Below are 20,209 nucleotides of genomic sequence, written 5' to 3' on the forward strand. Positions count from 1 at the left end.
ATTTCACCCCATCATTGTCAAATCAAACTGTCTAGGCAATATAGCGAGTCGTCCGCCGTAAGTTTTTTGCAGGTTTTCCACGGTGAATGTTTCTTTGGTGGGACCCGCCGCGATCAGCCGCATGTTAAGAAGGATGACCGAATCAAAGTAATCGGTGACCGTTTGCAAGTCATGATGCACGACAAACACCGTTTTGTTACGGGCTCTCAACTCTTGTAACACCTGGATGATCGCTTTTTCCGTAGCCGCATCCACGCCTGTGAATGGTTCATCCATAAAATAGATGGTCGCGTCTTGGGCGAGCGCCCGTGCCAGAAACACCCGTTGTTGCTGTCCGCCTGACAGTTGGCTAATTTGCCGTTTGGCAAAGTCGGCCATCCCCACTTTATCGAGGCAAGCCATGGCGATGTCACGGTCTGACTTTCCAGGGCGCTTAAACCATCCCAACTTCCCGTATCTTCCCATCATCACCACATCGAGAACGTCGGTCGGGAAATCCCAGTCGACGGATTCGCGTTGGGGAACATAGCCGATCAGTTGCTGCGAGGATCGATAGGGCTGCCCATAGATGTGGACGGAGCCTCCGGTGAGAGGCAACAAGCCCAATACGGCCTTGATGAAGGTGGATTTGCCTGCGCCATTAGGGCCAATGATTCCAATCAGCTCTCCTTCAGGTGAAGCATAAGTGATCTCTCTTAACACCGGTTTTTTATGGTATGCGACGGATAAACGTTCCACAGAAACGGGTGCCGCATGTTTTTGTTTCATTGTCGTTCACCCCATTTTCATTTATTTCAATGCTTCCGTGATGACATCGACATTGTGCCGCACCATGCCGATATAGTTTCCAGCTGGCGTTCCGGCTTCGCCCATCGCATCCGAAAACAGCTGTCCCCCGATGCGCACATGATGCCCCCGTTGCCGGACACCTTGCACGACTGCTTCGATAGAGCGTTTCGGCACGCTTGATTCCACGAATACCGCTTTGATTTTGCGCGAAGCGAGCAAGTCCACCAAGCCGGAAACATCGGCAATGCCATATTCAGACGTGGTGTTGATCCCTTGCAAGCCCACCACTTCCATGTCGTAAGCGCGGCCAAAATAGCCAAATGCGTCATGCGCGGTAACCAGCACACGTTGTCCTTTGGGGATGGAGCCGATTTGCCGGCGAGCGTATTCATGCAATTGTTCCAGCTGCTCCAAATACTGTTGCGTTTGACGCTCGTAATCTTGCCGGTGCTGGGGGTCGATTTGGCTCAACGTATGTTTGACCCGATTGGTTGCTTCCATCCACAGTTGGACATCAAACCAAATGTGGGGATCTAGTTGATCTTTTTCAGCAGTGAGCAGCTTGCTTTTGGGAAGATGGTCGGCAACAGCTACCACGAACTTTGTTTTTCCGATTTTCTTTAGTATTTCAACCATTTTTCCTTCCAAATGGAGTCCGTTATAAAAAATCAGATCCGCGTCATCCAGTTTCTGAAGATCACCTTGGGATGCTTTAAACAAATGTGGATCTACCCCGGGGCCCATGAGGCTTGTGACTTGAACGTGCTTTCCTCCCACGTTTTTCACGATGTCGGCGATCATACCGGTGGTCGTGGTTACGCGGAGAGGATAGTGCGTCTCTTTTTTATTTGCCGGTTGGCAAGCGCTTATGAACAATAACGGCAAAATAAAGAGAACAATCAAACTCGCGCGAATCCGGTTCATGATGGTCTCCTCCCGAGAACGATTTCCAATGTTTTCTTCAATCTTTGTCCATATGCATAGATTATGCGCGAATGCATATAAGTTGGCTTAGTGCAAAACTTGAATTAATTATATTCTAGTTAAAGTCTTTCTATATTGTCAATGAATAAGTTGTTGCTCAAAAGTGCGTTTGTCCTTCAAAACCGACCAACCTGCACCCTGGTGCACTTTTATCGTGCCCAAAGGGGCAGGGTGTTCATCATGGATCTAGGGTGAGCGTGATTGGGTTCGCTTGTGACGATGAAGTAGAGACCGCGGTAATTCGGCCACGATCATGCCAGCTAAGATGCATAGGCAGCCCAGCATTGCACGCCAGCTTAGTTTGGTGCCAAACCAAACATAATCAGCAAGCGCAGCGAAAACCGGTTCCATGGCGAATATGAGGGCGACGCGGGTGGGGTGGGCTACTTTCTGCACATGGGTTTGCGCGATGAATGCCAAGGTGGTTGCCAACAAAGAAGTGATCAACAATGTCACTAAGACTAGGGGATTAAAGAGAATGTCCGCGTGCAACACCTCCTGCCACGGTTCGAACTGGAGCGCAGAGACGAAGCTTAATAAGGAAACGGCGCTCAACTGAATCGCAACCAAGAGGAGGGGGTTAGCGTGGGGAGAGTATTTGCCGGTGTAGACGATTTGCAAAGCGAAAAAGATGGCGCAGAGAAAAGCGAGCAGATCACCGGCATTAATGGATTGGAAATCCGTGAAAGCAAGCAAGTATAGTCCGATGACGGCCATGGTCACACCGATGAGCCCGTTCGGCGTAATTTCGGTTTTTAAGATCGGTTTGGCCAAAAAAGGAACCAAGGCGACGGAAATGCCGGTGAGGAACCCTGACTTGCCCGAAGTGGTGTAAAACAGACTGAACGTTTGTAGTGCGTAGCCGGCAAACAAAAAGAAACCCAATATCGAACCGGACAGCAAATGGTGTTGCCAATTTATTGAATATTTCGTGTGATCTGCCCGGAAGGCGAAGATGAGCAACACGGCGGCTGCCAGCGAAAAGCGGATGGTGAGATACCAAAATGGAGGCAAGGTGTGGATAGTGTCCTGCACGATGACGAAAGTGGCGCCCCAGACGAAGGCAATAAACAACAAAATGAAGTCGGTGGACACACGACTCTTCATGACCAACCCTTCTTTCTTCTTGGCGTTTGCCTTTTATCCTACCATTTATTGCGAGTGGAAGTGACCACTTTCCAGTCGCTTCGGGCGCGAATGGCTGGCGCCATTGCCCAAATTTCTCAGTTATACAAAAGGTGGGTCAAGGGGACGCTTGTAGAAGAAACAACAACTGGATAGAATAATATTATAAATCCAATTGGATTAATCGGTATTAAGAAGGGAATGGCGAGTATGACCATTTTGTCTCAACTATGGGTAGATCGGTTACGTTTTTTTCATACATTTATTAAAACCCCACATCTGGTGGGAAGCGTGGCTCCCAGTTCCCGCTACTTGACCAGGGCGATGATGAGCAAGATTCCGTTTTCTTCTGCATCGACCATTGTGGAATTGGGAGCGGGCACGGGAGTATTTACCAAGGCGCTAGCTCAATTGGCGCATCCAGGATCACAGGTGATTATTTTTGAGCAGGATGAACCATTGCGAAAGTCACTGCAAGCGCGTTTTCCGCAGTTTCAGATCGAATCTGACGCATTGGAGTTGCTCCGGGTGCTTGAACAGAACAAGTTGGGAAGAAATCAGGTTGACGTGATTGTCTCAGGTCTTCCGTTCGCTTGTTTTTCACAGGATTTGAGAGACGCGCTGATGGAACAAGTGACGGGAGCGTTGAAACCTGGAGGGGTGTTTGTCGCTTTTCAATATTCGTGGCAGATGAAGCGCCAGTTTTCCGAGTGGTTTGCAGAGATGTCCTTGGAGTTCGTACCAATAAATCTGCCCCCGGCATTTGTTTATACTTGCCGAACCGAAAGTGCAGACAGTAAAAGTAGTTGTTTTGTACAGGACCCACACCTTTGCGCAAACATCGATTGATTTGGAGATTTCTGCGCACATTAGGAGTGAATGGAATGCCAGATCAACGGAAAATGAAATGGAGGATATTGGGATTGTGTGCGGCCTGCCTGATCGGCTGCATGCTAAATGATGAGGCGCTCTTCGCGGCGGCAACCTATGTGCAAAATGCCCGGCAGGAACAGAAGTCATCTTCTGAAAACGTTCAGCAACCGCGCCAGCCGGTCGAACTGCATCGTTTGAGCGGGGCCAAGGATGTGATGTTGGGCAAACCGCCGATGGTAGCCGACGCAAAGAAGACAGCTATACAAGCACATCCACGTTTGCGCAAACGAGTAGCATTGACGTTTGATGATGGCCCTGATTTGAAATACACCCCCCAAGTGTTGTCCGTCCTGAAGAAAGAACGGGTGCCGGCTACGTTTTTTGTAGTGGGCAAGATGGTTCAGAAGTACCCGAAAGTGGTACGAAGGATGGTGCGGGAAGGGCATGTGGTGGGAAATCATTCTTACTCTCACCGGGAACTCACCAAGCTCACCATGGATCAGCTGGATACTGAGATCAAACTTACTGACGCTTTGATCTACCGCGCCATCCACAAGAAACCCCTTTTCTTCCGTCCGCCATTTGGGGTGATTGATGAGAAAATCACGGCCCATCTAACTAAAAAGGGATACAAAATGATCCCATGGAATGTGGACACACTGGATTGGCAGGAAGGAAACTCTTCCGATGACATCGTCGATAAAGTGAAAAAGGATATAGAAGCAGGTGGCATCGTTTTGCAGCATTCCTTCGGTGGACCACAAATTGAAAACACAGTTAAAGCATTGCCCCGGATTATCGCTTATTTGAGAGAGAACGGATATGAATTTGTCACCATCGACCAATTGTACGATATCCAAGCATATTCAGAAACAGGAAAGCCGTAAGATACAGGGGTCAGTTCTTGCGAGTGATGCCGTCATGCGGTAGCAAATCGTGAAATGGGTTTATAAATGGAGGACGCTGAGGAGCATGGAGAAGAAGAAAAGCAGGTCTTGGTATCTGTTTAGGCACATCATTTTGATTATGATTGGCGCCGTTCTGGTTGCCACCGGTTTGGAACTGTTCATGGTGCCCAACAACGTCATCGACGGCGGCATCGTGGGGATATCCATCATTTTATCTTATCTGACAGGGTTGAATCTGGGACTGTTCTTGCTTGTTCTCAACCTGCCTTTCTTTTTATTCGGATATAAGCAGATCGGAAAAACGTTCGCTTTGTCCACCTTATTGGGTGTGTTGACTATGGCGGTCAGCACTTCCTTGTTTCATCATGTGGACAAGGTGACGAATGATCCGCTGTTGGCTGCCGTATTCGGTGGGATCATCGTAGGGATTGGCGTCGGGATTGTCATTCGGTACGGCGGATCGTTGGACGGCACAGAAGTGATGGCTATCTTGCTCACTAAGCAGTCCCCGTTTTCGGTGGGCCAGATTGTGATGTTTTTCAACTTTTTCATTCTGGGTAGCGCCGGCTTTGTGTTTGGCTGGGATCGAGCCATGTATTCGCTGATCGCTTATTACATCGCGTTCAAAATGATTGACATCACCATCGAAGGATTTAATGAAACGCGGTCGGTTTGGATTATTAGCGAGAAATCCAAAGCTATCGGAGATGCCCTGTTGACCAGATTGGGACGAGGGGTTACTTATTTTAATGCTGAAGGCGCTTACACGGGAGAGGATAAGGAAGTGATCTTCTGCGTTGTGACCCGTCTAGAAGAAGCCAAACTTAAAGAAATAGTTGAAGAGATCGATCATGAAGCCTTTTTGGCCATCGGGCATGTCCATGATGTGCGCGGCGGCCGGTTTAAAAAGAAAGATATTCATTAGCCAAGCTGTGCACGTTCTTTCGTGCAGGGCTCTTTTTTTTGTCCGGGTATGGTATAATTTGCTGAGAATGAATGTTCGCTTTATGGAGAGGGGCTTCAAACCATGCGAATCATGGGAATTGATCCGGGGATCGCCATCGTTGGGTTTGGTGTGTTGGACCGGAGGGGAAATCATTTGAAGGCGGTTGAATATGGCAGTATCCAAACGGAAGCCGGCTTGCCGACCGCAACCCGGTTGAAACAGATTTATGATGCGTGCTCCAAGCTGTTTCGCGTTTTTCAACCCGATGTGGTCGCGATTGAAAAGTTGTTTTTCAACCGCAATGTGACCACGGCGTTCACGGTAGGGCAAGCACGTGGAGTGATGATGCTGGCCGCGGAGGAAGCCGGCGTGCCGATCACGGAGTACACGCCGTTGCAAGTAAAAATGGCGGTGGTCGGGTATGGGCAGGCTGAAAAAAAGCAGGTGCAGGAGATGGTGAAAATGCTATTAAATCTGCCGCGCGCGCCCAAGCCGGACGATGTTGCCGACGCGTTGGCCATTGCCATCTGCGAAGCGCATTCATCGCAATCGATACATAAGATAAGCAAGTGGGGAATGAAATCATGATTGAATTTGTCAAAGGGGAAGTCGCGTACCATGAAGCCGATTATCTGGCGGTTGATGTGCGTGGGCTAGGTCATCAAGTGTTTGTCCCCAATCCGTTTGCGTTTGCTGACGGGGAAGAGGTGATGTTGTACACCCATTTTGTGGTGCGGGAAGACGCGCAGTTGCTTTATGGCTTCAAAACCAAGCGAGAGCGCAACCTGTTCCGCCTGCTGTTGGAGGTGTCCGGCGTCGGGCCGAAAGCGGCCTTGGCCATGTTGACGCATATGTCGCCAGAAGCTTTGGTTCGAGCAATACATATTGAAGATGTCAAAACCTTGACCAAGCTCCCTGGGGTCGGCAAGAAAACGGCGCAACGGTTGGTGCTTGACCTGAAAGACAAGCTGGCCAAACTGGGATGGGAGCCCGGTCTGGATCTGGCTGCCGAAACCGCATCGTTGCCACCAGTGGTGCCAAACGCGGAGCGTGACGTGATTGATGCCCTGTTGGCCCTTGGCTATAATGAGGAAGAGGCGGAGTGGGCGGTGCGCGAAAGCGGACAAACGATTGACGCGTCCGTGTCCACGGAAGAGTGGATCAAAAAAGCGTTGCAGGCGATGATGAAGCGATGAGGGGGGACGGACGATGGATGACCGCATCATCTCGGCCAAAGTGACCAACGAAGACGAAGAAATGGCCGAATTTAGTCTGCGCCCCCGTTTTTTCAGTGAATATATCGGGCAGTCGCGGGTCAAAGAGAATCTTAAAGTTTATATCGAAGCGGCCAAAATGCGTGGCGAGGCGTTGGATCATGTGCTGTTGTACGGGCCTCCCGGATTGGGGAAGACGACGCTCTCCAATATCATTGCCAATGAATTGGGGGTTAACATACGCACCACTTCAGGGCCGGCGATTGAGCGACCGGGTGACCTTGCGGCCATTTTGACCAATTTGCAACCGCATGACCTGTTGTTTATCGACGAAATCCACCGTTTGAATCGGTCGGTGGAGGAAGTGCTTTATCCGGCGATGGAAGATTTCGCGCTCGATATTGTGATCGGGAAGGGACCGAGCGCGCGCTCTGTCCGGTTGGATTTGCCCCCGTTTACGCTGGTGGGGGCGACGACGCGAGCCGGTTCGTTATCTTCGCCGCTCAGGGATCGGTTTGGCGTGATGAGCCGCTTGGAGTATTATACAGTGGAAGAGTTAACTTTGATCGTTTCCCGGGCGGCTGATTTGTTGCAGGTGCCGATCCAGGAAGCGGGAGCGGTTGAAATCGCCTCCAGAGCGAGGGGGACGCCGCGGATTGCCAACCGTTTGCTGAAACGGGTGCGCGATTTCGTGCAAGTACGTGGAGAAGGAATCATCACCGAAGCGGGAGCCCGTGACGCATTGGATCGCATCCAAGTGGATAAAATGGGGTTAGATCATGTGGATCATCGGCTGTTGATGACAATCATCGAAAAGTTTCGCGGTGGCCCGGTTGGTCTGGAAACGCTCGCGGCGACGATCGGTGAGGAATCGCACACGATTGAGGACGTGTACGAGCCGTATTTGATGCAAATCGGCTTTTTGCAACGCACCCCGCGCGGGCGGATGGTCACCATGCGCTGTTGCGAACATTTACAAGTGGAGTGGCCTAAATGAATCCTGTGGCAAAAACCTTCATCATCATCGGCGTCATCCTGGTTGTGGTCGGCCTGATCTGGCAAGTGGGCGGCAAGTATTTGCCTCTGGGCCGCTTACCCGGGGATGTCGTGGTGGAAAAGGAGCAAGTGAAGATTTATTTTCCGATCATGACTTGCATTCTCATCAGTGTGATTTTGTCGTTGATTAGTTATCTGATTCGTTTTTTTCGTTAGTGTGCAGTCAGCGGGGGTGGGTGGCGAACCGTTTCAACAGCCACCCGCCTTTTCGTTTCTCCGGAAGCGGGGAGTTATGGCCGAATGGTTGCCACTTTTCGAGTGGGTTGGGCTTGTCCCGTTCCTTTGGGATTTAAACAAAACAGGGACAAGTGGAAGGTTTGAATTGTTTGAGAGAAGGGATCAAGATGGACGTAGCACAATATCACTTTGAATTGCCGCAAGAATTAATCGCCCAAACACCGATCAAGGACCGGACGGGTTCCCGCCTCATGGTGGTTGACCGCAAGCGTCAGACATGGGAGCACACCCGGTTTCCGCATTTGCTTGATTATTTGGAAGCGGGAGACGTGTTGGTGCTGAATGACAGCCGGGTTCGGCCGGCCAGATTGATCGGTGTCAAAGAGGAGACGGGCGCCAAAATCGAACTGCTTTTGCTCAAGCCGCTTGGAGAAGACCGTTGGGAAGCGTTGGTCAAACCAGCCAAGCGAGTAAAGGAAGGAACGGTGGTCTCCTTTGGCGGCGGGCGTTTGCGAGCAGTGGCCGAGGCATCTACTGAGGTGGCGGGCGGCCGTGTGTTTCGCTTGGAATACGAGGTAGACGATGTGGAGTCGCTGTTTCAAGAATTGGGCCAAATGCCTCTGCCTCCTTACATTCATGAGCAATTGGACGATCCGGAGCGTTATCAGACTGTTTTTTCCAGGGTGATAGGATCGGCGGCGGCGCCCACGGCGGGATTGCATTTTACTCCGGAGTTGCTGGAGCAAGCCCAGCAAAAAGGGGTAAAACTGGCATTTGTAACTCTTCACGTCGGCTTGGGCACATTTCGGCCGGTGACGGTGGAAAGAGTGGAAGACCATCACATGCATGCTGAGTATTATGAGCTGAGCCAAGAAACAGCCGATCTCATCAATGAGGCCAAGCGGCAAGGGAAGCGGGTGATTGCGGTCGGTACCACTTCTGTGCGCACGCTGGAAACGGTGGCCTCCCGTCACGGTGGAGAGGTGCGGGCGGATAGCGGTTGGACGGATATCTTCATCTATCCTGGTTATGTTTATCAGGTAGTTGACGGCTTGGTCACCAATTTCCACCTGCCGCAGTCCACACTGCTTATGCTGGTGAGCGCTTTCGCGACAAGGGAATTGATCATGAAGGCTTACGAAGAAGCGGTGAAAGAGCGTTACCGATTCTTCAGTTTTGGAGATGCGATGTTGATTATTTGATGCGATCATCTCTATAATGGTTATTAGCGACGCAAATTTGGTAGGAGGAAACATCTTGGCTGTTCGGTATGAACTGATTAAAACATGCAAGCAGTCTGGTGCCCGCTTGGGCCGTTTACATACACCGCACGGGACGATCGAGACGCCGATCTTCATGCCTGTGGGAACACAAGCCACCGTTAAGACAATGAGCCCGGAAGAATTGAAAGAGATGAATGCGCAAATTATCTTGTCCAACACTTATCATCTCTTTCTGCGTCCAGGGCATGACATTGTCAAAGAAGCGGGTGGCCTTCATTCCTTCATGAATTGGGATCGGCCCATCCTGACCGACAGCGGTGGATTTCAGGTGTTCAGCCTGAGCCAGCTGCGCAACATCACAGAAGAAGGGGTAACATTCCGTTCGCATTTAAGCGGGGAAAAGCTGTTCATCAGCCCGGAAAAGGCGATGGAAATTCAAAACGCGCTCGGAGCGGATATCATTATGGCCTTTGATGAATGTCCGCCACACCCGGCTGAAAAAGCGTATGTCAAAGCTTCCACCGAACGTACATACCGCTGGTTGGAGCGTTGCATCAAAGCACACGCACGACCGCATGACCAGGCGCTGTTTGGGATTGTGCAAGGCGGCATGCATCAAGACTTGCGCGAAGAGAGTGCCAAGCAATTGGTGGAGTTGGACTTGCCGGGGTATGCGGTTGGTGGTTTGAGCGTAGGCGAGCCTAAAGAGGTCATGTATGAAGTGTTATCTTATACCACACCACATCTGCCTGTGCACAAACCACGCTACTTGATGGGTGTCGGTTCGCCGGATGCTCTCATCCAAGGGGCGATTTTGGGGATTGACATGTTTGACTGCGTATTGCCGACGCGTATTGCGCGCAACGGAACCACCATGACCAGCCAAGGTCGATTGGTGGTGCGCAACGCCAAATTCGCGCGGGATTACACCCCGCTTGATCCGGCATGTGATTGTTACACCTGCCGCAATTACACACGTGCATACTTGCGCCATCTGATCAAAGCGGATGAAACATTCGGGTTGCGCTTAACGACCTATCACAACCTGTATTTCCTGCTTAAGCTGATGGAGCAAGTGCGGCAAGCGATTCGCGAAGATCGCCTGCTTGATTTCCGCGATGAGTTCATGATGAAGTATTATGGATCGTTGAATCCGAATGCTGCTTTTTAATTGAACAGGAGGGTAAATCATGGGTCAACAATTAATGGGAATACTCCCTATGCTATTGGTGTTTGTCGCTTTCTATTTCTTTTTGATCCGTCCACAACAAAAACGGCAGAAAGAGCGCACCCAGATGCTGAGCAATTTGAAAAAAGGGGACAAGGTTGTCACCATCGGTGGGCTGCACGGCACCATTGTGGATTTGAGTGAAGAGAAAGTTACGCTGAAAGTAAACGAAAACACCCGCTTGGTGTTTGAGCGCTCGGCCATCAACAGTGTGGCTACCGCTGACGATGCGGCTGCTACCAAATCAGCGGAATAAGATTCGGGAAACCCTTGGAAACAGGTCAAGGGTTTTTTCTTGCGACTAATTCCGATAAATTCGATTGGATTTATAAATTATTTTATGCGAACCATTGTCAATATTGGTAAAAGGGTACTTGATTATGAAACTCCCCTATTCAGATACGGAGGAGGTCGCTTCAGCCAAGTAACATCAGGCATAAAAAACGGAGAATACGGATTAAAAAATTCTTGTTGACAAGGTAGAGAAGACTTCTTATAATCGTCTTTAATAAGTAAGCGGCAATCCCATTAAACAAAGCATATCATCTGACAAATCCTATTTTTCAACAGATTTGTATGATTTTTAATCCTTGGATCGCTTGGTATTGTCCATGCGGATGGGGTTGTTGACAAAGGATAAGTGAAGTTTTATAATACCCATAATAAATTGATAGAATAGTGGGAATGTTCCTGCTTAAATAATAACATAGTGGGTATTACCTCAGACCAAAAAGCGATGAAGAGGACCAGTAGAGGTGCAGAGTGTGTACAGAGAGCTGTCTCTAGGCTGAAAAGACGGTCACCCTCCCACTTCGAATCTCACCTTGGAGTTGCGCTTTTGAAAAGGGCCCAGCCCCCGAGTAAAAAGCGACGGTTGCCCCCGTTACCGGGCAAGAGTCGTTTGGACTCGCCGAGTCCGTTTTCGCGAGAAAGCGGAGAAGCTGAGTGGTACCGCGAAACCCTCGCCTCAGCAATCGAATCTGCCGCACCTGACAGGAATGCGCGCCATTTGATTGTTGAGTCGGGGGTTTTTTCATTTCCTTATTAATAAAACACAAGGGGGAGCTTAACATGAGGGAAAAATGGGTTTACTTGAATGGTGAATTTGTCCCCAAGTCGAAAGCAGTGGTTTCCGTGTTTGACCATGGCTTTTTATACGGAGATGGGATCTTTGAGGGGATTCGCTGTTATTCCGGCAACGTTTTTTGTCTGAAAGAACACATTGTCCGGCTATATGAGTCGGCCAAGTCGATCATGCTCGACATTCCGCTTACACCCGAGGAAATGGAAGCGGTCGTCGTTGAAACGCTTGAAAAGAATGGTCTGCCTGATGCTTATATTCGATTGGTTGTATCTCGTGGGGTAGGTGACTTGGGATTGGACCCTCGCAATTGTAAACAGGCAAGCGTGATTGTCATTGCGGAAGAATTAAGTTTGTTTCCGCAGCGGTATTACGATGAGGGCTTGGAGATTGTCACTGTTCCGACTCGTCGCAATGTCCCGGATGCGCTCAACCCCAAAATCAAATCATTAAATTACCTCAACAACGTTTTGGTACGTCTTGAGGCAGCACGGGCGGGAGTGCTTGAAGCGTTGACTCTCAATCAAGATGGATATGTGTGCGAAGGTTCTGGCGATAATATCTTTATTGTGAAAAACGGCAAAATCTTCACACCGCCGACCTATGTGGGCGCGCTGGAAGGGATTACGCGCAATGTGGTGATGGAGTTGTGCGAGACGTTTCAAATCCCTTGTGCGGAGGTTCCGTTTACACGTCACGATGTCTATGTGGCCGATGAAGTCTTCCTGACGGGCACAGCGGCAGAAATGATTCCGGTCGTGAATGTGGACGGTCGCATCATCGGCAGTGGAAAGCCGGGACCCCTTACAGCAAAGTTGACCAAAGCATTCCGCCAACTTACGGTTCAGCGGGGCACAAAAGTGCCAGGGATATTTTCGGCAAGCGTGTGAACCAGCTAGAAACATGATTAGAAAAGTTGGCGATGGCGAGGGTGGAGCTTTCAAGATTTAAGGATGCAAAGGAGAGCGAAAAATGGGAAAAATCGAGATTTTTGACACCACGTTGCGGGATGGGGAGCAATCAGCCGGAGTCAATCTGCACGCAGATGAAAAGTTGGAGATCGCTTGCCAATTGGAGCGATTGGGTGTGGATGTGATGGAGGCGGGCTTCCCGGCTTCCTCACGAGGTGATTTCCTATCTGTACAAAGAATCGCCCGTACGATTCAAAAATGTTCTGTCGCCGCCTTGGCACGCTCCACGAAAAATGACATCGATGCGGCCTGGGAGGCAATTAAAGAGGGGGTTAACCCCCGCATCCATGTATTTATCGCAACATCGCCGATCCATATGGAGCATAAGTTGCGGATGACGCCAGAACAAGTGGTGCAAAAGGCGGTCGAGTCAGTCCGATATGCCGCAAACTTCACCGGCAATGTGGAATGGTCGGCTGAAGACGCGACGCGAAGCGATTGGGATTTTCTCGTCGAGATCGTGACGAAAGTGATCGATGCGGGTGCGACAGTGGTCAATCTGCCCGATACGGTCGGCTACGCCACACCACAAGAATATGCCGGGATGTTTCGCTATTTGCGGGAGCGAGTGCCCAACATTCACCGCGCCAAGCTTTCGGCTCACTGTCATGATGATCTGGGCTTGGCGGTGGCCAATTCCTTGGCAGCGATCGCGGGAGGGGCGGAGCAGATCGAGTGCACGATTAATGGCATTGGTGAACGGGCCGGCAACGCGTCACTCGAAGAAATTGCCATTGCGCTAGCCATTCGCAAACAAGTGTACCAAGCCGAAACAGGGTTGGAACTAAACCAAATAGTACGTACTAGCCGTTTGGTCAGTAAGTATACCGGTTTGGCTGTTCCTCCCAACAAAGCGGTGGTCGGAGCCAATGCATTTGCGCATGAATCTGGCATTCATCAAGATGGGGTACTAAAAAACAAGCTGACGTATGAGATCATTCGCCCAGAAATGATCGGCCTTTCTTCCAATGCTATCGTGCTCGGCAAGCATTCAGGCCGCCATGCGTTCCGAAATAAGTGTGAAGAGCTGGGGATTCAATTGGACGATGAACGGTTCCATCTTCTGTTCAAACACTTCAAAGAGTTGACGGAAAAGCGCAAAGAGGTGACGGATGAGGATATCTTGGCCCTGGCTGCTGATTTGACTGGCAAAGAAAAGGGAGCCGATGCGTATGAACTTGTTTTTCTGCAAGTGCATTACGGCGCGCAAGGCGTTTCTACGGCCACGATTGGAATCAAGACGCCAGAAGGGGAGTTCGTCCAAGAAGCGGCTACCGGAAACGGCAGTGTTGAAGCGATTTATCAGACGATCCAGCGCTTGCTTCCCGAACCGATTGAGCTGATGGACTATCGTATCCAATCAACCACGTCTGGCATCGATTCGCTGGCAGAAGTTTATGTCAAAGTGAAGCACCAAGGCCATATTGGAACAGGGCGTGGCATCGACAATGATGTGCTCGGCGCTTCGGCCAAAGCGTTGTTGGATGCCATCAACCGCATCATGGTAAAAGTGCGGGCAGGAGCTGTATTTGCGACGAACCATCATTAACAGAAAGGGTGTGGGAAGTATGCGCGTTGCCGTGTTACCGGGTGACGGAATCGGTCCCGAGATCACGAGAGAGGCAGTGAATTTGCTGGAAGAAATTGTTCGCCTCTTTCAACGGAACATTGAGATTCAGTACGGGCAAATTGGTGGGGCAGCGATTGATGAAGAAGGGATACCGTTGCCAAATGCGACGCTTCAATTGTGCCGCACCAGCGATGCCGTTTTGTTAGGGGCGGTTGGCGGTCCCAAGTGGGATGAGCAACCAGGTCATTTGCGTCCCGAAGCGGGCTTACTCGCTTTGCGCAAAGAACTTGGTCTTTACGCCAATCTGCGTCCGATTACCGTTTTTGCCGGCTTGGAGGGAGCTTCCCCATTGAGGGGGGAGCTATTGCAGGATGTGGACATGGTGATCGTGCGGGAGTTAACCGGTGGCTTATATTTTGGCACCCCGAAGGAACGCCGCCAGAGCGGGCAGGAATGGGAAGCAGTTGACACCTTGCACTACACAGAAGCGGAAATCGAGCGAATCTTGCGGCTCGGGTTTGAGATGGCCCGCCAGCGTCGTCGCCACCTGACTTCGGTGGATAAAGCTAACGTGTTAGAAACCAGCCGATTATGGCGGGAAACGGCGGAACGGTTGGCACTTGAATATCCCGATGTGACTTTGAACCACTTGTTGGTGGATAATGCGGCGATGCAATTGATCAAATGTCCAAGCCGTTTTGATGTGATCGTGACGGAGAACATGTTTGGGGACATATTGAGTGACGAAGCCGCGATGATTACCGGTTCGATCGGGATGTTGCCTTCCGCCAGCCTCAGTGAGACGGGGCCGGGGCTGTATGAACCGATTCACGGCTCTGCGCCCGATATCGCGGGTCAAAACAAAGCCAATCCATTGGCCATGTTTTTGTCCGTCGCCATGATGTTGCGCCAAACGGCAGGTTGGGCCAGAGAGGCGGATGCCATCCAATCCGCGATTGAGTCCGTACTGGCTGAAGGATGGCGAACGGATGATTTGGGTGAACCGGGAACGGCTCGTTTAACCACGTCGGAGATGGGCGCCAAGGTGCGTGAAGCTTTGGCACAATGTGTAAAAAGAGGGGGGATCAGATGTGGCGGGTAAAACAATGTTTGATAAGATTTGGGAGCAACACGTGGTTGTCGCGGAAGAAGGCAAGCCGCATCTACTGTATATTGATTTGCATTTAGTGCATGAGGTCACTTCTCCGCAAGCGTTTGAAGGGTTGCGCATGGCTGGCAGGAAAGTGCGACGGCCTGAGCTTACGTTTGCGACCATGGATCACAATGTGCCGACCGACAATCCATTTACTGTGACAGACCCGATAGCAGGCAAGCAGATTGAAACCTTGCAAATGAACTGTGAGGCGTTTGGGATTTCTTTGGCCGACTTGCATAGCGAAGAACAAGGGATTGTCCATGTCATCGGACCGGAATTAGGGTTGACGCTACCAGGCAAGACGATTGTATGCGGAGATAGCCATACATCGACGCATGGCGCATTTGGTGCACTGGCTTTTGGCATTGGTACCAGTGAAGTGGAACATGTACTGGCGACTCAATGCTTGTGGCAAACAAAGCCTCGAACGCTGCTGGTTGAATTAACTGGCCGACCACGCCCAGGTGTGACCGCCAAAGATGTGATCCTCGGTTTGATCGCGAAATATGGGGTTGATTTTGGCACTGGCCATGTGATCCAATTTGCAGGTGAAGCAGTTCGAGCCATGTCGATGGAAGAACGGATGACCATCTGCAACATGTCGATTGAAGCCGGGGCGCGGGCAGGACTGATCGAACCGGATGAGACGACGTTTGCTTATTTGAAAGGTCGTCCCTACGCGCCGAAGGGAGAGGACTTCGACGCCTGTGTAAAGTTATGGCGGGAATTGGCTTCAGATCCCGATGCGGTCTTCGATCGGGTGATCCAGTTTGATGTTTCTGCTTTGGAACCCCAGGTCACATGGGGAACCCATCCCGGTATGGGCACGAGTATCAATGGAACCGTACCTGATCCTGATACATTCCCCACAGAAATGGAACGGCTTGCGGCAAGGCAAGCGTTGGCTTATATGGGGTTGGAACCCGGCACCAAGATTTCGGACATCCCAATTCAGCACGTTTTTATCGGTTCTTGTACCAACTCGCGGATTGAAGACCTGCGTCTTGCAGCACAAGTGGTACGAGGACATAAGGTATCACCTAATGTCCGGGCCATCGTGGTTCCCGGTTCAAAACAAGTTAAACGGCAAGCGGAACAGGAAGGATTGCATGAGATTTTCATCAATGCGGGTTTTGAATGGCGAGAGCCGGGTTGTAGCATGTGTTTGGCGATGAACCCCGATGTGGTGCCGGCGGGGGAACGGTGTGCTTCCACTTCAAATCGAAACTTTGAAGGAAGGCAAGGGCGGGGAGCGCGCACCCATCTTGTGTCTCCGGTCACAGCTGCCGCCGCAGCGATCGCTGGTCGGTTTGTGGAGCCAGGGCAATTACAGAAGCTGGAGGAGGTTAACTGATGGAGGCATTTGTTCGTCACCAAGGCATTGTTGCACCGTTGGATCGGCCTAATGTGGATACGGACGCAATCATTCCCAAACAGTTTTTGAAGCGGGTGGAGCGATCCGGGTTTGGACAATTTCTCTTCTATGATTGGCGCTTTTTGCCCAATGGGGAACCAGACCCGACTTTCGTTTTGAATCAGCCTCGTTATGCTGGAGCAAGCATCCTCCTTGCCCGCAACAATTTCGGGTGTGGGTCATCGCGCGAGCACGCACCTTGGGCACTGGCTGATTACGGTTTTAAAGTGATCATCGCCCCTTCATTTGCCGACATTTTTCACAACAACTGTTTTAAAAATGGCTTGTTGCCCATTGTGTTGCCAGAAAAGGACGTGGAGTATCTTTTCCAACAAGCGGGGCAGGGGCAGTGCCGCTTGGAAGTGAATTTGGAAGACCAATTGGTGCGGGATGATGAAGGCACGACATGGAAATTCCAAGTCGACCCTTACCGGCGCGAGCGATTGCTGAAAGGCTTGGATGATATCGGTGCTACGCTGCTTCACGCCGATCACATCACCGCTTATGAACAGTCAGTGAGAAAACCGTATCAAAAAGTGTATCCCACCACGGAATCAGTAACATAGGTAACCTAGCACAACAAACCGCCTTCTCCATTGGACGGAGGAAGGCGGTTTGTGTTTTGGTCATGGTTTGGTGTTTACGCCGATCATGCCGCCCAACCCACCGACGGCAAAGGCAAAGCAGAGAAAAGCCAACGGGTTGATGGTCGGGGCCGCATCAAACGCCAAGAAGCTCAGTAGCCAGACTAACAACACGAACAACACGCCTTGAATTCCGCCTATCATCCATCCTTTCCGTCCTGCGCGGCGTCCGGAAGCCAGTCCGCCGGCGAAGAGAGCACCTGCGTTCACAATGTAGGAAATAACTGTTACATTGTCTGACGGCAACGACGTATATCTGAGGCCCAACGCGGCGAGGAAAGAGCAGAACAAAATGATTCCCCAGATCCAACATTGGCCCACAAGCCAAGGGGATTGCCATCCCTTTTTTGCAGTGTCAAACAAAGCTTCTTTCATCCTCTGACCTCCTTTGGGCAAGTTGGTACATGTTATGACAGGCGAGTCCAAAATATCACTGTCCGCGCCAGACATAAAAACGGATCGCGCTGCGGAAACTAACCGGTGAATTACCTCATGCGGAGCGATGTCAGGGAGCCTGTAAGTCTTGGATGAAAGGAGGTTGCCGAAACATGGGGTCCATCCTCTTGCGCACCGTATTCATTTATGTGTTTCTCCTAGTCATCATGCGTGTCATGGGGAAGCGTGAGATCGGCAAGTTGTCGATTTTTGATTTGGTCGTTTCTTTCATGATCGCCGATATTTCGTCCATGGCCATCGAAAACAAAGAGGAACCGCTGATTACCTGGATTTCCCCGATCATCCTGTTAGCTTTTTTGCAAATACTGTTATCCTTCATTTCGCTTAAAAGCGAACGGATTCGAAATTGGGTAGACGGTCGGCCGGTGACGTTGATTGAAAATGGGAAGATCGTCGACAAGAATATGGCTAAGTTGCGATACAATCTGGATGACTTGCTCACCCAGTTGCGGGAAAAAAACATTCCCGATGTCTCCGATGTGGAATTTGCGGTGTTGGAATCAACAGGGAAGCTGAGCGTGTTTCCTAAAGAGGAGAAACGGCCTGCATTCAAGGAGGATGTAAGACAGGATCTCAAACAGTTTCGGATGCCTATCCCCGTGATCATCGACGGGAAGGTGCAGGAAGAAGGGCTCAAAAAGTTGGGACAAAACCGCTTTTGGCTCAAGGCGGAAATCCAAAAGCGGGGATTGAAAGATTTTAAAGAGGTGTTTTATGCGGCGGTGAACTACGAAGGGCGGTTGTACATTGACCGGAAGGACCGCCCAACGCGTTAATGGGGCAGGCATTTGGCCATCCATTTGCCGACATAGGGAATGCGCCGCACGTCATCTTTGCGGATCAGTGAGAGCGACACCAGGCACAGTGCGTAGATGGACAAACTGCCGAAAAAGCCTGCCGCGGTTTGGGCCAATAAGGGCCAGTGTTCCATATGGATGCAGGTATAGGTGACCAAGCCTGCGGCTGCGGTGGCGACGCACAGCTTGCCCAGCTCTTTCAAAGGAAGACGGAAGGAAACGACTTTCAATATATCGATGAAATGCAAGGTCGTGACGATGACAATGCCGCAATTGATGGCCAAGGCGACCCCATCAATTCCCAAAGCCGGCTGAGAAGCGAGGGCAAAAATCAAGATGGTCTTAACTACCGCTCCGATGATGGAATTGCGCATGGGTGCTTTTGCATTATCCAATCCTTGCAACACCGATGCGAAAGGGCCTTGCATGGCATGCAACACAGTGAAGGGAGCCATGATTTGGATTAGCCGTGCTACATCGGTTTGACGGTAGAGCAGGATGGATAGTGGCTCCGCCAGCATATACATGAGCAAGGCGCTTGGCAAGGCCACGATCAGGTTTAAGCGGACGGCCTGTTGTAGGCGGTGAGAAACCAAGCGAGCATTGTTTTGCGCTGCCGCTTCACTGATCGCGGGTACGAGGGAAACGGACAGCGCATAAGTGATGAATGAAGGAAAAAAAACGAGCGGGATCGCCATGCCTTCCAATTGGCCGTACAATGCAGTTGCCGCGGCTGTGGCGATGCCGGCGAGAGCCAAACTTTGCGAAACGACAATCGGTTCGATCGCATAAGAAAACGAACCAACCAAGCGGCTGGTGGTGACAGGAATGGCCAAGCGCAACAGATCGCGCAAGCTTTCGCGCCATTGTTGCGAATGTTGTTTCTTGGTAAACGAGAGCTTACGCAATATTGGACGCCCATCATCTCGTTTGAATGAATATAGCAGATACAAAAGCCCGGCAAATTCGCCGATTACCATGCCGATCATAGCCCCCGCTGCCGCGTATTCAACACCGTAAGGGAGCAGGATGGTGGCTAATATCAACACCGTAAAAATGCGCACGGTTTGTTCAATAATGGTGGACATGGCGTAAGGGCTCATGTTTTGGCGCCCCTGAAAATATCCGCGGAAGATCGAAGAGATGGCAATGATAGGGATGATCGGCGCGATGCCGAGCAACGCATAAACTGCCCGTTGGTCCGTAAGTAGCGTTTTGGCAATCCATGGAGCGAACAGCAGGACAAAACTGGTAATCAATACACTAGTGATAACGACGATGAATATCGATACAATGAGGATGGAGCGAACCCGCTCCGTTTCGTTTTTTGCCTCAGCTTCGGAGACCAATTTGGAGATGGCCACCGGCAATCCAGCAGTGGTGACCACAATGGTGAAAACCAGGATGGGAAACGCCATTTGAAACAGCCCCATGCCTTCGTCCCCGATGATGCGGGAAAGAGCGATCCGATAAACAAAACCAAGGATTTTAGTGATAAGGCCTGCGCCGACTAAAATCAGCGTCCCGTATAAAAATCCCTTGCTTTTCATAGTTCGGCCTCTCTTTCACAAAAGTTTACTAAAACGTATGACTTGTC

21 protein-coding genes and 1 other annotated feature are annotated in these 20,209 nt (G+C 50.7%); of the genes, 16 read left to right on the forward strand and 5 right to left on the reverse strand.

All coding sequences use genetic code 11. The features are described 5' to 3' along the window. Positions 1–3 precede the first annotated feature (3 nt). From NYR52_RS06085 to NYR52_RS06095, 3 genes are all read right to left on the reverse strand, one after another. The gene (locus NYR52_RS06085; protein WP_054095436.1) at positions 4–768 is read right to left on the reverse strand and encodes a metal ABC transporter ATP-binding protein; all 765 of its coding nucleotides are present in this window, start codon (positions 766–768) and stop codon (positions 4–6) included. A 21-nt stretch (positions 769–789) separates the two neighbouring features. Then, positions 790–1,713 (reverse strand): metal ABC transporter solute-binding protein, Zn/Mn family, encoded by a 924-nt coding sequence (locus tag NYR52_RS06090; protein ID WP_132220057.1) that lies wholly within the window; start codon positions 1,711–1,713, stop codon positions 790–792. Positions 1,714–1,959: 246 nt separating this feature from the next. Further along, positions 1,960–2,880: a DMT family transporter gene (locus NYR52_RS06095; RefSeq protein WP_259436504.1), complete on the reverse strand. Its 921-nt coding sequence runs from the start codon at positions 2,878–2,880 to the stop codon at positions 1,960–1,962. A 228-nt stretch (positions 2,881–3,108) separates the two neighbouring features. On the opposite strand from NYR52_RS06095, the gene NYR52_RS06100 reads away from it, so the two are divergent. The 15 genes from NYR52_RS06100 (at position 3,109) to leuD (ending at position 17,281) form a co-directional block, all read left to right on the forward strand. Continuing rightward, positions 3,109–3,747, forward strand: a complete 639-nt coding sequence (locus NYR52_RS06100; protein WP_259436505.1) for a class I SAM-dependent methyltransferase — start codon at positions 3,109–3,111, stop codon at positions 3,745–3,747. A gap of 35 nt (positions 3,748–3,782) precedes the next feature. Further along, positions 3,783–4,658 carry a polysaccharide deacetylase family protein gene (locus NYR52_RS06105; RefSeq protein WP_132220059.1) on the forward strand — a complete coding sequence of 292 codons (876 nt, stop codon included), beginning with the start codon at positions 3,783–3,785 and terminating at the stop codon, positions 4,656–4,658. Positions 4,659–4,743: 85 nt separating this feature from the next. Then, entirely contained in the window at positions 4,744–5,604 is an 861-nt protein-coding gene (locus NYR52_RS06110) for a YitT family protein (protein WP_259436506.1), read from the forward strand. Positions 5,605–5,706: 102 nt separating this feature from the next. After that, positions 5,707–6,213, forward strand: a complete 507-nt coding sequence (gene ruvC, locus NYR52_RS06115; RefSeq protein ID WP_054095431.1) for a crossover junction endodeoxyribonuclease RuvC — start codon at positions 5,707–5,709, stop codon at positions 6,211–6,213. Next, the gene (ruvA, locus tag NYR52_RS06120) at positions 6,210–6,821 is read left to right on the forward strand and encodes a Holliday junction branch migration protein RuvA (protein WP_054095430.1); all 612 of its coding nucleotides are present in this window, start codon (positions 6,210–6,212) and stop codon (positions 6,819–6,821) included. Before ruvC ends, ruvA begins: the two co-directional genes overlap by 4 nt. Positions 6,822–6,834: 13 nt before the next feature. Continuing rightward, positions 6,835–7,836: a Holliday junction branch migration DNA helicase RuvB gene (gene ruvB / locus NYR52_RS06125; protein ID WP_054095429.1), complete on the forward strand. Its 1,002-nt coding sequence runs from the start codon at positions 6,835–6,837 to the stop codon at positions 7,834–7,836. Further along, positions 7,833–8,051 (forward strand): DUF2905 domain-containing protein, encoded by a 219-nt coding sequence (locus NYR52_RS06130; protein WP_022736087.1) that lies wholly within the window; start codon positions 7,833–7,835, stop codon positions 8,049–8,051. Before ruvB ends, NYR52_RS06130 begins: the two co-directional genes overlap by 4 nt. 188 nt (positions 8,052–8,239) lie before the next feature. Beyond that, positions 8,240–9,274, forward strand: a complete 1,035-nt coding sequence (gene queA, locus NYR52_RS06135; protein WP_132220060.1) for a tRNA preQ1(34) S-adenosylmethionine ribosyltransferase-isomerase QueA — start codon at positions 8,240–8,242, stop codon at positions 9,272–9,274. Positions 9,275–9,290: 16 nt separating this feature from the next. Further along, a complete protein-coding gene (gene tgt / locus NYR52_RS06140) occupies positions 9,291–10,466 on the forward strand; it encodes a tRNA guanosine(34) transglycosylase Tgt (protein WP_054095428.1) in 1,176 nt (391 codons plus the stop codon). A 19-nt stretch (positions 10,467–10,485) separates the two neighbouring features. Next, positions 10,486–10,779, forward strand: a complete 294-nt coding sequence (gene yajC, locus NYR52_RS06145) for a preprotein translocase subunit YajC (protein ID WP_022736090.1) — start codon at positions 10,486–10,488, stop codon at positions 10,777–10,779. Positions 10,780–11,250: 471 nt separating this feature from the next. Next, positions 11,251–11,496: a binding site (T-box leader), on the forward strand. Positions 11,497–11,594: 98 nt separating this feature from the next. Then, the gene (gene ilvE / locus NYR52_RS06150; protein WP_132220061.1) at positions 11,595–12,494 is read left to right on the forward strand and encodes a branched-chain-amino-acid transaminase; all 900 of its coding nucleotides are present in this window, start codon (positions 11,595–11,597) and stop codon (positions 12,492–12,494) included. A gap of 82 nt (positions 12,495–12,576) precedes the next feature. Further along, complete coding sequence (locus tag NYR52_RS06155; RefSeq protein WP_259436507.1) at positions 12,577–14,124, forward strand: 2-isopropylmalate synthase; 1,548 nt, start codon at positions 12,577–12,579, stop codon at positions 14,122–14,124. 10 nt (positions 14,125–14,134) lie between these two features. Beyond that, positions 14,135–15,247, forward strand: a complete 1,113-nt coding sequence (leuB, locus tag NYR52_RS06160; RefSeq protein ID WP_054095501.1) for a 3-isopropylmalate dehydrogenase — start codon at positions 14,135–14,137, stop codon at positions 15,245–15,247. Positions 15,248–15,251: 4 nt separating this feature from the next. Next, on the forward strand, positions 15,252–16,655 hold the full coding sequence (leuC, locus tag NYR52_RS06165) for a 3-isopropylmalate dehydratase large subunit (protein WP_054095500.1): 1,404 nt from the start codon (positions 15,252–15,254) through the stop codon (positions 16,653–16,655). Next, positions 16,655–17,281: a 3-isopropylmalate dehydratase small subunit gene (gene leuD / locus NYR52_RS06170; RefSeq protein WP_259436508.1), complete on the forward strand. Its 627-nt coding sequence runs from the start codon at positions 16,655–16,657 to the stop codon at positions 17,279–17,281. Before leuC ends, leuD begins: the two co-directional genes overlap by 1 nt. Positions 17,282–17,341: 60 nt before the next feature. On the opposite strand, the gene NYR52_RS06175 is transcribed toward leuD, so the two are convergent. Then, positions 17,342–17,734, reverse strand: coding sequence for a TIGR04086 family membrane protein (locus tag NYR52_RS06175; RefSeq protein WP_259436509.1), 393 nt, complete (start codon positions 17,732–17,734; stop codon positions 17,342–17,344). 173 nt (positions 17,735–17,907) lie between these two features. Between NYR52_RS06175 and NYR52_RS06180 the strand changes: the two genes are divergently transcribed. Continuing rightward, positions 17,908–18,591, forward strand: a complete 684-nt coding sequence (locus tag NYR52_RS06180) for a DUF421 domain-containing protein (protein WP_022736097.1) — start codon at positions 17,908–17,910, stop codon at positions 18,589–18,591. Here the strand turns inward: NYR52_RS06180 and spoVB are convergent. Continuing rightward, positions 18,588–20,162 (reverse strand): stage V sporulation protein B, encoded by a 1,575-nt coding sequence (spoVB, locus tag NYR52_RS06185; protein ID WP_259436510.1) that lies wholly within the window; start codon positions 20,160–20,162, stop codon positions 18,588–18,590. The two genes, NYR52_RS06180 and spoVB, sit on opposite strands and share 4 nt — an antisense overlap. Positions 20,163–20,209: the final 47 nt, after the last annotated feature.

Source organism: Laceyella sacchari, from assembly GCF_024927925.1.
Taxonomy (GTDB): domain Bacteria; phylum Bacillota; class Bacilli; order Thermoactinomycetales; family Thermoactinomycetaceae; genus Laceyella; species Laceyella sacchari.